General features: G+C 45.9%; 8 protein-coding genes and 1 tRNA gene. 4 read left to right on the top strand and 5 right to left on the bottom strand.

The genetic code is table 11. From position 1 onward, the window contains the following. Positions 1 to 211 precede the first annotated feature (211 nt). Positions 212 to 284, bottom strand: a tRNA-Gln gene (locus tag K1X61_04935). Positions 285 to 526: 242 nt separating this feature from the next. Here K1X61_04935 and K1X61_04930 point away from each other — a divergent pair. Beyond that, positions 527 to 3559, top strand: a complete 3033-nt coding sequence (locus tag K1X61_04930; GenBank protein MBX7107974.1) for a DUF2723 domain-containing protein — start codon at positions 527 to 529, stop codon at positions 3557 to 3559. Between the two features lie 96 nt (positions 3560 to 3655). Beyond that, on the top strand, positions 3656 to 4423 hold the full coding sequence (gene rlmB / locus K1X61_04925; GenBank protein MBX7107973.1) for a 23S rRNA (guanosine(2251)-2'-O)-methyltransferase RlmB: 768 nt from the start codon (positions 3656 to 3658) through the stop codon (positions 4421 to 4423). Between the two features lie 263 nt (positions 4424 to 4686). Here rlmB and K1X61_04920 read toward each other — a convergent pair whose 3' ends face one another. Then, a complete protein-coding gene (locus tag K1X61_04920; GenBank protein MBX7107972.1) occupies positions 4687 to 5625 on the bottom strand; it encodes an NAD-dependent epimerase/dehydratase family protein in 939 nt (312 codons plus the stop codon). Positions 5626 to 5982: 357 nt separating this feature from the next. On the opposite strand from K1X61_04920, the gene K1X61_04915 reads away from it, so the two are divergent. Further along, positions 5983 to 8508 (top strand): YfhO family protein, encoded by a 2526-nt coding sequence (locus K1X61_04915; protein ID MBX7107971.1) that lies wholly within the window; start codon positions 5983 to 5985, stop codon positions 8506 to 8508. A 75-nt stretch (positions 8509 to 8583) separates the two neighbouring features. On the opposite strand, the gene K1X61_04910 is transcribed toward K1X61_04915, so the two are convergent. Next, positions 8584 to 9270 (bottom strand): VIT1/CCC1 transporter family protein, encoded by a 687-nt coding sequence (locus tag K1X61_04910; GenBank protein ID MBX7107970.1) that lies wholly within the window; start codon positions 9268 to 9270, stop codon positions 8584 to 8586. Between the two features lie 120 nt (positions 9271 to 9390). Here K1X61_04910 and K1X61_04905 point away from each other — a divergent pair, with 120 nt between their 5' ends. Continuing rightward, positions 9391 to 9867 carry a hypothetical protein gene (locus K1X61_04905; protein ID MBX7107969.1) on the top strand — a complete coding sequence of 159 codons (477 nt, stop codon included), beginning with the start codon at positions 9391 to 9393 and terminating at the stop codon, positions 9865 to 9867. Positions 9868 to 9905: 38 nt separating this feature from the next. On the opposite strand, the gene K1X61_04900 is transcribed toward K1X61_04905, so the two are convergent. Together K1X61_04900 and K1X61_04895 are read right to left on the bottom strand one after the other, a co-directional pair. Next, complete coding sequence (locus K1X61_04900; protein MBX7107968.1) at positions 9906 to 10346, bottom strand: hotdog fold thioesterase; 441 nt, start codon at positions 10344 to 10346, stop codon at positions 9906 to 9908. Positions 10347 to 10432: 86 nt separating this feature from the next. Next, on the bottom strand, positions 10433 to 13960 hold the full coding sequence (locus K1X61_04895; protein ID MBX7107967.1) for an HYR domain-containing protein: 3528 nt from the start codon (positions 13958 to 13960) through the stop codon (positions 10433 to 10435). Positions 13961 to 14036 lie beyond the last annotated feature (76 nt).

The following is a 14036-nucleotide window of genomic DNA, read 5'->3' as shown; positions in this document are numbered from 1 at the left end:
GTCAACGCAACCTGTATTTTGTATCTCATGCTTTTATTGAATTGCCTGCCGGTTTACTTACTTTGATGATTTCCGGATACACACATGCATAAAGTGTAAGGCTTTGCTGCTGGCAGGAAGCTATATGGCTGATTTCAGCAGGAACAGCTGTCTGTTCAGAAAACTGAAGGAATAAAAAAGCCGCTTCATGAATGTGAAGCGGCTCAACCTGTTGACCGACTAGGGCTCGAACCTAGACTCTTCTGAACCAAAATCAGACGTGTTGCCAGTTACACCATCGGTCAATGGAAGGAGGGCAAAGGTAAGTGATGGGTTGGAATTTGCAAACATGCCCTGCAGAAGCAAGCATGTAAATGTGAAAGATGAATGTTACTTACAATGAAGTGCCGTTTATCATTCAGCTGGTGTAACCTTTACATCATCAGTGTTACTTAAGGCTGTGAACAAGGAGCCGGATGCGGAAATCAAAACGCTTGCGCCTATTACCAAATAAACTATTTTTGCCCATCTTAAAAAAAACTGGTTCATGACTTTTTATAACAAGGTTAACAACATTGCAGGCTGGATCATTTTTATTGTTGCAACAGCAGTGTACTGGATGACGGCTGAACCCACCGGCAGCTTCTGGGATTGCGGTGAATTTATCGGATGTGCATATAAATTGCAGGTAGCGCATTCACCCGGAGCACCATTATTTATCATGATCGCGCATATGTTCACACTGCTGGCGGGCGATACTTCACAGGTTGCTTTGATGGTGAACTATATGTCAGGCATATTCAGTGGCTTGACGATTCTCTTTTTATTTTGGACCATCACGGCATTTGCCAAGAAAATAAGCGGTAAAAAGGAAAGTGAAATCGGCGGGGCTGACTTAATAGGCGTTATCGGTGCCGGTGTTGTAGGCGCTCTCTCTTATACTTTTGCGGATTCATTCTGGTTTTCCGCAGTGGAAGGCGAGGTATATGCCATGTCATCGTTCTTCACTGCTATCGTATTCTGGTCTATACTTAAATGGGAAAATGTTGCGGATGAACCTAATGCCGACCGGTGGATCATCTTTGGCGGATACCTGATCGGCTTATCCATCGGCGTGCACTTGCTTGGATTGCTTGCTGTGCCAGCCATGGTATTTGTGTATGCATTTAAAAAATTCAAACCTACACGGTGGAACATGATAAAGACCGCCGGTGTGGCGGTAGCCATTCTCGGATTCATTCAGTATGGCATTATTCCCGGCATCCCGACACTGGCTGCCAAGTTTGACATCCTCTTCGTAAATGAATTCGGAATGCCATTCAATTCCGGTGTGATATTCCTGGCTGTTTTGCTGGTTTCGCTTATTGTATTCGGACTCTGGTATGCCGTGAAAAAGAACAATCATATCCTGCACACTGCCGTATTAACCGCGCTTTACATCATAATCGGTTATTCGTCTTACCTGATGGTAGTGATTCGCGCCAATGCCAATCCTTCCATCAACATGAGTGCGCCAAATGATCCGATTGCCTTGCTGAGCTATCTCAACCGTGAGCAGTATGGTGAAAGGCCATTGGCATACGGTCACACTTTTACGGCTGAACCAATTGCCATTGACCGGGAAAGCGGCGAGAAAAGATACTATCGCGGAAAGGATAAGTATGAATTCCAGGACAGGAAGCCGATCCTGAAGTATTCCCCGTCAGATGAGATGTTGTTTCCCCGGGTTTGGGATAATGATGATCCGTCCCACGTTAAGTTCTATAAGAACTGGCTCAGTATGCGCGACGGGGAAAAGCTGACCATGGGCGATAACCTTAATTTTTTCTTTACCTACCAGGTTGGTTTCATGTACATGCGCTATTTCCTCTGGAATTTTTCAGGAAGGCAGGATGATGTGCAGGGCGATGGCGATATACAGCATGGTAACTGGATTACCGGTTTTCCGTTTATTGATAATACCATGCTTGGTGATCAGACTTCCCTTCCGTCACCCATGAAAGAAAACAAGGGAAAGAATAAGTTTTACCTGTTGCCCTTCCTTCTCGGACTGGCCGGTGCTGTTTACCATTTCAGGAAAAGCAAACCGGATGCATGGGTAGTAATGCTGCTGTTCTTCTTTACCGGCCTCGCTATCGTCATCTATCTGAATCAGACACCATTGCAACCGCGTGAACGTGACTATGCTTATGCCGGATCATTTTATGCTTATACTATGTGGATCGGCATTGGTGTGCTGGCATTATTTGACTATTTGCGCAAACGCATGAATCCGCGCAACGCTGCGGTTATAGCAAGTGTAGTTTGCCTGTTTGTACCGGTACTCATGGGTGCGCAGGGCTGGGATGATCATGACCGGTCGCATCGTACCACCGCACGTGATTTCGGACGAGACTATCTTGAGTCCTGTGCGCCTAATGCCATTTTATTTACACAAGGTGATAATGACACTTACCCGTTATGGTATGCGCAGGAAGTGGAAGGCATACGGGAAGATGTACGGATTGTCAACCTCAGCCTGCTGGGTGTAGACTGGTACATTGATAACCTCCGCAGAAGAGTCAATAAGTCGGATGCCGTGATCATTAACGTGGATAGCATCAAGTACCGTGGTTCCAACCGCGACTACGTTCGTTTTTATGAAAATAAATCCATCGCTCAAGACCAGTACTATCCTTTGAATACCGTGCTCGATTTTATGTTCAGCGATGCCCCGGAGAGTAAGCTCGATTACGGACAGGGCGCACCCATGAATTATCTTCCCGCCAAAAATATTTTTATACCTGTAGATAAGAACATGGTCATTCAAAACAAAGTGGTACAGACTGCTGATACCGCTAAAATACTTCCGAGAATGGAATGGAAGCTCAATAAAAGCACCTTGCTGAAGAATGACCTGATGACACTGGAGATTCTGCGGAATAACCTCTGGAAGCGGCCTGTTTATTTTGCCATCTCTGTTTCACCTGACTCTTATCTAGGATTGAACAACTATTTACAGCAGGAAGGATTAACGTATCGTGTGGTACCGTACCAGGTGCAGGGAGACGACGGCCTTCCCGGCGGTGTGCAGACTGACCTCATGTATGATAACATGATGCATAAGTTTGCATGGGGCGGCGTTGACAAATATCCGGTGTACCTTGATGAAAATATTTTGCGGATGGTCACTAACCTGCGCAGCAACTTTGCACGGCTGGCGAGCGGACTGATACGCGAAGGCAAAATGGATTCTGCCATTCAGGTGCTTGATAAATGTGCGGAAGTGCTGCCTGAATCGAATGTGCCTGTTTCATTTCTGAATCTTGCCTTGTCCAAAGCTTATTATGAAGCAGGGGCGCCGGATAAAGGCACCGCTATGCTCGACCGTCTGCTCACGATGTACGCTGACAAACTGAGGTACTTTGCCTCGTTGCCGGCGGAGAAACGCAGGTATTTCACCTCAGATATGAATGAAGGTGTTTATGTGCTGAATGAAATCAACGACCTGTCGGAAAAGCATAAACAGGATGAGCTGAACAAAAAAGCATCGGAAGCCTTTCAACGGTACATGAATTTGTATACACCACCGTCCAAATAGCATGACGTAAATAATGAATTTTTAACCGTCAGCTAAACTGAATTTTTCACGGAAACGTAACAGTTGCTGCACATCAAATCAGTGCTGCCTGCATACATGAGCAAACCTACCGGCACCATAAACGCACGCAGCCAGTTTATCTATGGGTTTCACCCTGTGGAAGAAGCCTTGCATGCCGGTACCACGATGGAGCGCATCTTTATTCAGAAGGGAATGAGTAAAGAAGGCGTATCGCAAATATTGCGTGATGCAAGAGAGCACGATGTTCCCGTCTTGTTTGTGCCGATTGAAAAGCTAAACAGGATGCACCGCAATCACCAGGGCGTAGCAGCGGTTGTTTCTCCCGTACAGTTTTTCAAGATTGACGATATCCTTGCACAGGCCTACAACGATGGAGAGTTGCCGCTTTTAATTATTGCGGACAGGATAACCGATGTACGTAATTTCGGCGCTATGGCACGCACTGCTTTGTGCAGCGGCGTACATGCCTTGATCATTCCGCAAACGGAAACCGCTGCATTGAATGCAGAAGCAGTGAAAGCTTCAGCCGGAGCCCTCAATAAAATCCCTGTATGCCGTGAGAAAAACCTTGTTCAGCTCGTAAAACAGTTAAAACTTCATGGCATACAGGTGATCGCATCAGCCATGAAAGGCTCAAAATTTATTTTTGATGTTGATATGAAGATTCCCACGGCCATCATTATGGGCTCTGAAGGAGAAGGCGTGGCTCCGGATTTACTCCGCGTTGCAGATGAGATTGTAAAAATCCCCATGGCAGGTAAATTTGATTCGCTGAATGTATCTGTGGCAGCAGGTATGATTCTATACGAAGCCATGAAACAGCGCATGGCAAAAGGGTTATGATATCCTGCCGACAGTTTTGCTGATGACTGCAAATGCCAGGGTAACTCTTATCCTGTATTGCGCATTTCTATGATAAAAATCCAATTTGGAATGAACAGATTTAATTGGGATGTGTATGTGCCCGGCTATGAAAACAGCGATCCGGTTTACCCGCAATGCAACAGATGAACTCGGAATAAAAGCTCACCGGAATATGCTGCATGCTCGACTGACGAAGCGTGTGAAGCAGAATATTGTTGTACTGTTATTATCGGCCAAATTCTTCAACGTACATTCTGCAGCATATCTGCTGTCATGCCATCAAGGTCAAACTCAGGCTTCCAAGCCCAGTCACGCCGTGCTACCGAATCATCAATACTTTCCGGCCAGCTTTCAGCAATCTGCTGACGGAAATCAGGTGCATAGCTGATCCTGAATTCCGGAATTGCTTTCTGAATGGCGGCAGCCTGTTCTTCCGGTGTGAAAGAGATGGCAGAAATATTATATGACGACCGTACTTTAACTTTCTCTGCAGGCGCTTCCATCAGTTCAATGGTGCCGCGTATAGCATCTGGCATATACATCATCGGCAATCGCGTCTGCGGTGCAAGAAAACAGGTGTAAAGTTTATTTATTACTGCCTCAAAATAGATATCGATTGCATAGTCAGTGGTTCCGCCGCCACCCGGTGTTTTATAGCTGATAAGGCCGGGATAGCGAACACTGCGTACATCCAGTTTTTTCTTCTGAAAGTAATAATCACACCAGCGTTCACCTGCCTGTTTGGAGATGCCGTAAATCGTATTGGGTTCCATCACGGTCCACTGCGGCGTGTTTTGCCGTGGAGTCGTAGGGCCGAATACAGCAATAGTGCTCGGCCAAAATAATTTTTTCACACCCAACTCTACGCAGGCATCAAGTACCTGCCGGAGTCCTTTCATATTCACCCGCCAGGCCAGTTCGGGATTTTTTTCACCCGTGGCGGAAAGTATTGCCGCGAGGTGATAAATCTGTGTTACGTTGTATTTCTTTACAGTTTCATACAAACTGGTTTTATTTAAAACATCAAGCCGGGTAAAAATGCCTGACTCTTTTACTTCCGTGCCCGGTTCTTTCAGATCGGCGGCAATAACATTCTTATAGATTTTGCGCAAAGCCATAGTAAGCTCGGATCCGATTTGCCCGCAGGCACCAATGACCAGTATTGTATCAGCATTATTCATAAACAAGGTGTGGTGGTTTACAAATGTAAATATTTTGCAGTAGCAACGATTCAATTGATATCCATTGATGCTCCTTTTTATCTGAATAGAGCAAACACGCTTGATCTATAGTTTGCCGAAGTGAGAACTGCATGGTTTGAAGTTTGTATGCATCGCACGTTTTTAACAGTTGGCTCTCACTGCGACACCTGTAAATGCTTTTCCGCAGTAGTGCCTTATGATAGATAAGGCGAAGCAAGTTGATACTCCCGCTAAAAATGTAAATGTTGATACTGATGCATCACGCTGTGGCCGGATAAAAGGCGTTTTACCTTAACAGTTTTTGGCTATTTTTACCCGCTTCATTATTGACATACCATGAAAGAGAAACACAGAGAAAAATCAGCGCCAGCAAAGAATACGGCTGATAAAAAAAATACCGATACAAAGCAGACAGGCACTTTTCAGTTGGTGATGCCGCATATTATTGCCGTGCTTGTTTTTGTGTTTGTTAATCTCCTGTTTTTTTCACCGATGGTGCTCGACAACAAAATGATTGAGCAAAGTGATATTATTCATTACAAAGGTGTGGCAAAGGAGCTGACTGATTATTACACGCAGCATGGTAAGAGCACACTGTGGACCAATTCGCAATTCGGGGGAATGCCCACTTACCAGATGGGCGCACGATATGAAGGAAATCTTGTGCAATACGTTGAAAAAGTTGCCGCGCTTGGTTTTCCGCATCCTTCACAACTATTGCTTTTTGCATTTCTCGGATTTTACATACTGCTTATCTTAATGGGTCTCAGCCCATGGCTGGCTATTGGCGGTGCTTTGGCCTACGGGCTGGGATCATACAATTTGATTTTACTGGAAGCCGGCCACACTTCCAAGTTGCATGCAATTGGCATTTTACCGCTGGCAACAGCAGGCATCATCATGTTGCGACAGGGCAGGTTTTACTGGGGAACAGCAGTCACGGCCGTCGCCTTGTCGCTGCAGATATATGCCAATCACCTGCAGATTACTTATTACCTGATGATGCTGATTATTATTTATGGAGTGGTAGAACTTGTTGTCGCTATCAGGAGCCGGAATTTTAAAAATCTTTGGGTGGCAGGAGGTCTCGCTGTTATATGCACCTTGTTCGCCGTGCTATCCAACCTGTCCATCCTTTGGTCTACGTACGATTACCTGCCTTCCACTATCCGCGGGCCATCAGAGCTAACTTCCAATGAAGAGTCATCCGGCGGACTGGATAAGGATTATGCCATGGGTTGGAGCTACGGAAAAATGGAGTCTTTTACGTTGTTGATTCCCGACTTCAATGGAGGTTCATCTAACAACAAGTTAGGCAGCGATTCCAAACTTGCCGAATTGCTGAGGCAGTTCCAGGCTCCTGCAGCACAGATATCCAGTTATCTCAACAATGCTCCAACCTATTGGGGCGATCAGCCTTTTACATCAGGACCCGTGTATGTCGGCGCCATCATCTGCCTGTTGTTTTTATGGGGAATGCTGGTGGTGAAGGAACACTGGAAGTGGTGGATACTGGCTTCTTCAGTAGTTGCTTTATTGCTCGCATGGGGCAAAAACTTCGAATGGTTCTCCGATCTGTTTTTCTATTACTTCCCGGGATACAATAAGTTCCGTGTTGTATCCATGATCCTGGTGCTGATTGGTTTTACATTCCCGTTTATGGGATTTATGGCCTTGTCAAAGGTGATGAATGGTGAGTATGAAAAAGACTTCCTGATTTCCAGGTTAAAAATCAGCGTGTACATTACGGGTGGCCTGTGTCTTCTTTTTGCTGTTGCAGGCCCTTCTCTTTTTAACTTTCATGGAGCAAATGATGAACAATTACAGAAGGAAGTGCTGGGCGCCATCGTGGAAGACCGTAAATCACTGTTGCGGGCTGATGCAATCAGGTCTTTGCTGTTTATTCTGGCCGGGGCAGGCCTCATCTGGTTTTACCTGCAGCAGCGCATCAGTAAAAATATACTGACGGCAGGTATCGTCTTGCTGGTATTCTTTGATTTGTTTACCGTTGGAAAGCGATACCTCGACAGCTCAGATTTCATTTCAAAGAGCGACTATAACAGCTATTTTGCCGCAACACAGGCAGATCAGCTTATTCAAAAGGAAACATCCAAAGATTACAGGGTATTCAACCTGGCAGCTTCTCCCACGGCCGATTCGAGGACTTCATATTTCCACAAGTCGCTGGGAGGTTATAGTGCAGTAAAGCTCCGCAGGTACCAGGATATCATTGAGCAGCAACTCACAAAAAGTGATACTACCAGGCAGACCGGCTTTCCATTTAACAAAGAAGTGGTAGACATGCTTAATACCAAGTATATCGTCTTTAAATCGGGCGATAAGGATCAGGTATTGCCAAATACCGCAGCACTCGACAATGCATGGTTTGTTCACAAAGTGCAGATGGTGGAAAATGCTGATGCGGAAATGAAGGCATTGAATGATTTTATGCCCGCGGAAACGGTGTTGATCGATAAGCGTTTTGCAGATCAGTTGACAGGATTTGTTCCTTCCATGGATTCTGCCGCATCCATTATACTGAAGACCTATGAACCAAACTACCTGAGCTATGCTTCCACTTCTAAGGTAGAACAGCTGGCTGTATTTTCCGAAATCTATTACCAGCCCGGTTGGGATGCTTTCATTGACGGAAAGCCTGCGCCGCATTTCCGCTGTAATTATATTTTGCGCGGCATGCGCATACCTGCTGGTAATCACACCATCGAATTCAGGTTTGAACCGGCATCTTATTACACCGGTGAAAAAATCGCAATGGCGGGTTCGGGATTAATTTTATTATTCCTTGCCGGATTGATTGGAAAAGAATTCATGAGCAGGAGAAAACAATCGCCCGCACCTTAAATCAATCTGCTGCTGCCCTGAAGCTTCTGCATGGAAGGCGGATAGCGCAGCAACAATACTGATAGCATAATTGATTTAACCGCTGATCAGCCTGGCAATCAAAAAGGCGGCTGATGCGGCGAGCGCACCAACAGTGGCTGTTGTTATGGCACCGCGCCATACAGGCTGACCGGTTACACGCGCTTTAAAGTATCCGAAAATCAACAGCGCCAGCAGGGTGATGGCAGCAGATAGCGGCAAACCTTCGCCGGGATGTGCCGTCATGAAATAGGCACTCAGTGGTATAAATCCGCCGGCAATATATGAGGTGGCAATATTGAAAGCGCTCCTGCTTGCACGCTTACTGTGTGGCTTCGTCAGTCCGAGCTCGAACTTCATCATAAAATCCACCCATTGATCTTTTTTGCCGGAGAGTTCATCGGCTACCAGTTGTTGAGTGGAAGCGGAAACGCCATACGCTGCTAAAATTTCCCTGACCTCCTGTTTCTCCCTTTCGGGAAGATTTTCCACTTCATCATACTCGCGTTTCAGTTCCGATGCGTAATGATCGGCTTCGGTTTTGCCCGCAAGGTATCCTCCGAGTCCCATAGCAATTGATCCGGCAATGATTTCAGCAATGCCGGCGGTAATCACGATGGCATTGGAGTCTACCGCGCCACTGAGACCGGCGGCCAGCGCAAACGGAACGGTGAGTCCGTCCGCCATTCCTATCACAATGTCCCTGACTACATCCGAACTTTCAAAATGCTTTTCTTCATGCATAATTGTCGCGTTGAAGCCGGTAAAGAAATGCAATTTTTTAAATCGGTGCTGATGCAAATAAATGATGACCGCTATACTGCCGCTTTTTTTTTATTTTTCACTGGCTAAATATGCTGAACCATGAAAGATGACGCGAACCATATACGGCGTAAAAGAATCCGGTTATTATTATTGCTGACGATATGCGGTTTGATTGCCAGCGGCCTGTCAGCTATTCCATTGCAATGGGAATTGAATTTAGTATTGCACTATCGTGAACAACTGCCATCAATGCTCACCGAATGGTTTGATCAGGTGAATCAGGCAATCACCGAAACGAGTGAAAAATATCCTTTGGTATTGTATGGATATGATTGGCTGGGTTTTGCGCATGTTCTGATTGCCATTGCATTTATTGGCCCACTGCTCGATCCGGTGAAAAATCAATGGGTAGTGATCTGGGGTATGATAGCATCAGCACTCACCGTTTTAATGGCTTTGATTGCCGAACCTTTCCGGGAAATACCATTTTTCTGGTCGATGATTGATGCAGTAATCGGTGCCGGTGCATTTATAGTGTTGTGGTTGTGTAATCGGCTGATCAATCAGTTGAAATAAACAGTGGCCGGTTTTCCCAATTCCGTTTTTGGATACACTTACACACTCTCTTCAAAATATTTCTTTTGTGTTCTGAATACTGTTCCGTTGAAGATGCCGATCAGTTGCTGGTCCTGATTAGTGACGGTCACATTGTAGATCGCTGTTCTGCCGCCTAGATACACCTCTTTCGCCTCAATGGTTAATTCGTCATTCAGTTGTCCTGCATTGGGATAAGAAATGGATACATCAAGTGCAACGGCAATCCTGTTGTGCGAATTGCTTGCATAGGCGAAAGCCGTATCAGCGATGCCAAAAATAATTCCGCCATGCACGGTGCCAACACCGTTCAGAAACTCAGGCCTCACTTTCATTTTCATCAGGCAATATCCGGCGTCAACTTTTTCGATAACCGGGTTCAGCCATTTGCCATAACTGTCCTTTTCCAGCATTTTGTTTACCACTTTGGAAGCAAGCAAGGGATCAGGATGATGAGTCATGCTAGATACTGTATTTTTAGTTGAACTTCCCGTAGTGAATTGCAGCGGTCATTTACTACTGCTGATAAAAAAAATTAATAAATAATTTAATGTGTGACTTCTATCTTTTTCACGATCCTTGATTCATTGGATTGGAGGCTTACAAAATAAATTCCTGAAGGATTTCCCCTGAGGTCAATTGCAATTTCAGTACTATCGTTCACAACCTCACGAAATATAACGCGGCCCAGCAGGTCAGCCACTTGTATAGTGGATGGCGTACTCGCATCTGTTGATATGGCTGCATGGAAATACCCGTCACTCGGATTGGGAAACACATTTAAGTTGATCTTTCCAGCTGCATTGATGAATTCTTTGCAACCAATTTTCACCACGGCTGTCACCGATGTATTGCTGCAACCAGCACTGTTTGTTACTATTACCTGGTAAGTCCCTGCCTGTGATGCAGTATAGGTGCTGTTGGTAGCACCGGCAATCACTGCTGATCCTTTTTTCCATTTATATGTCAATCCTGTTCCCGTATTGGCGGCGAGTGTAATCGTCTGCCCGCTGCAGATGGTTACATTTCCAAATGGAGAGATGACAGCCGCCGGTTTTGCAATACCGGTTGTTGTTAACGTATTGGAATTGTTGATGCCGCATGTACTGCTTGTTACCTTACAAAAGTAACTGCCGGTACCTTTAGAAGTAAAAGTTGCCTTCGTGGCGCCTGAAATGACAACATTATTTTTATACCATTGGTATGCATCACCTGCAGGCGACACTGTCATCTTCACGCCTCCGGGAATACAGAAGGCAGAAGACCCGGTGGGCGTAACGGTATAAACCGGTGCAGCAACTGTTACCGTAAAGGAACAGGTGGAGAAATTGCCGTTTACATCTGTTGCTGTATAGGTTACATTGGTGATTCCATTCGGGAAGGAGGAACCTGGAGACTTGTTGCTTGTGAGTGAGGCAACTCCGCAATTGTCGGCGGCAACAGGTGGAACCCATGAAACGATACTGGAACAACCAGAAATATTATTCGGGCAATTGGAAATTACCGGCGGTTGATTATCGACCACCGTAACGGTTTGCAGGCATTGGCCCATATTTCCGTTGATGTCATTGACTTTCCATACCACATTGGTAGTGCCTACCTGGAATGTGGAGGGTGCATTATTTAAAAAACCAGCTATGCCGCAGTTATCCGTGGTGACTGGCGTTCCCAGGTTCACACCCGTCACTGAACATAATCCGCTGCCTGCATTGATTGTTACGGGTGAAGGGCAGATTATGCCGGGAGACTGATTGTCGTTTATCGTCACTATAAAGCTGCAGTTGGCTGTGCCACAGGTATTGCTTGCTGTTGCCGTAACATTGGTAGCACCTGTTGCGAAAGTAGAACCACTCGCTGGTGAAAAACTGAATACCGGTGCCGGAATTCCTGATGCCTGACCTGCTCCAAATGAAACGGTTGCACTGCATAAATTCAAGTCAGTATTTGCAGTTACCGGTGGCGGACAGGAAATAATAGTTGGTGCTGTGTAAACAGAAAATGAGGAGGAAGTGTCGAGCGTTTGTACCGGGTTGCTGGACAAAATTCTGATTTTATAATTCGTGCCTGCGACTAATCCCTGTGATAATGTTACCGGCATGGTACCTGAAGCAGTGGAAGCTAATGTACCGATGGTTGCCGGTACACTAAAACTCCCTGATTCATTGGAGAGTTGCGCCGTGTAAACATTACCGGCAAATGCATAGTTAGCATCCGTAAAGGTGATGATGAATGAAGATCCTGCGCAAAATCCCGGGCCGGGCAGCGTAATACTATTGGCTGGATTAAACTTCCACAGGTCATTCTTATAGATAGAGCCGTCATCACCAAATCCGGACCAAATAGTGGATTCAGTGGTGAACATGATGCTGCTGTTTCTCGCTGTTCCCATGAAGTCGGCTTTCCTTGTCCATCCGCCGGTGGCTGGATTAAATTCCCAGAAATCACGTTGATTCAGTCCCTGCTGGTCAATTCCTGCACACACATATCCTTTATTGTTGAAGGTAATGGCAGCGGCACCTTTTCGTGTGCCAGCCGGAAAATCTGCGATTTGCAGCCACGTATTTGCGGCTGGATCAAATTCCCATAAGTCATCATAAAAGGATTCACTGTTATCTACACCTGTAGCAAGGTATCCCTTTGAATTGACTGAAAAAGCACAGGCTTCCTGCCGGTTTCCTCCGGGGAAGTCATTCTTTTGCATCCATGTATTGGCGACAGGATCAAATTCCCACATATCCGATTTTGAGTTTCCGGAAGTGCCCGTACCGATATAACCTTTGGCATTGATGACCATGCCTGCTGCTTCAGCGCGGCCTGCTCCGCCAAAATTTGCTTTCGGTGTCCAGGAGTTGGCAACAGGATCATATTCCCAGAAGTCATTCAGGTAGGTACCGTTGTAACCCGTGCCCATATAACCTTTAGAATTGATGGCAAATCCAATGGCACCCGTTCTGCCACTGCCGGGGCAACTGGCTTTCTGTGTCCATTGATTATTGGATGGATCAAACAGCCAGAAGTCATTGGTGTAATTGTTGCCATCGTAACCTGTTCCGACATATCCCTTATTGTTGAGGGTGAAGGAAACAGCACCTGTACGGGCAAATCCGCCGAAAGCGGATTTCTGCAACCAGGTGTTGGTAGTTTGGTCATATTCCCAAAAATCATAACGTGCAGTTATCCCGTCAAAACCGGTGCCTATATAACCTTTGGTTCCAATGGAAAATCCGGCTGCATTGTATCGTCCTGCACCGCCGAATGTGGCTTTAGAAGTCCAGGTATTCGTAGAAGGATTATATTCCCAGAAGTCATTCTTATAGGTTCCGTCAAGCCCCGTACCAATGTAACCTTTGGTGCCGATGGCAAAGGAAACACTGTTAGATCTTGCACTGCCTGCGAAGGCCGCCTTTTGCGTCCATGTATTAGAAGCCTGGTCAAATTCCCAGAAATCTGTTTTCCTGTTGGTGCCGTCATAGCCGGTGCCTAAGTAACCTTTGGTGCCGATAGCAAAACCTGCTGCTGCTGACCTCCCAACACCGCCAAAATTTGCTTTTTGCGTCCACGTATTGGTTGCAGGTTCATATTCCCAGAAATCATTTTTACGCACAGTGCCTGTATAACCTGTACCTGCATAACCCTTGGTGCCAATAGCAAAGCCAACGGCGCCTGACCTTGCTGTGCCGGGAAAAGTGGCTTTTTGCGTCCAGGTCTCACCCGCCTGATCATATTCCCAAAAATCATCTTTGTAGTTCAATCCATCATACCCTAAGCCGATATAACCTTTTAAGCCAATGGAGAATGCCGTTGCTCCCGACCTGTTGCCGCCGGTAAAAAATGCTTTTTGGCTCCAGATGTTGTTGGCGCCATCAAACTCAAAAAAATCACTGTAAAAATTGGAGTTGTAAAAACCGGTTCCGATATAGCCTTTGCTGCCAATTGACATGGCGCAGGCATTGTAGCGAGGCGTGGCACCGTGGCCAAGCGGTGCAGCGCTAGACCACGCCGACTGAGCGTTTACAGATGGACAATAGCAAGCAATGCCTGCAAGCAGGAGTAAAGCGGGTAATGGTGTTTTCATTAGTTATTTTGAAGCGCGTAAGATAGCCAATGTTTGACTTACGGAAAAAACAATCAGGAGCCGGATTATTTTGATA

The organism is Chitinophagales bacterium (assembly GCA_019694975.1).
Classification (GTDB): Bacteria; Bacteroidota; Bacteroidia; order Chitinophagales; family UBA10324; genus JACCZZ01.
This window is presented reverse-complemented; position numbering and strand designations above follow the sequence as displayed.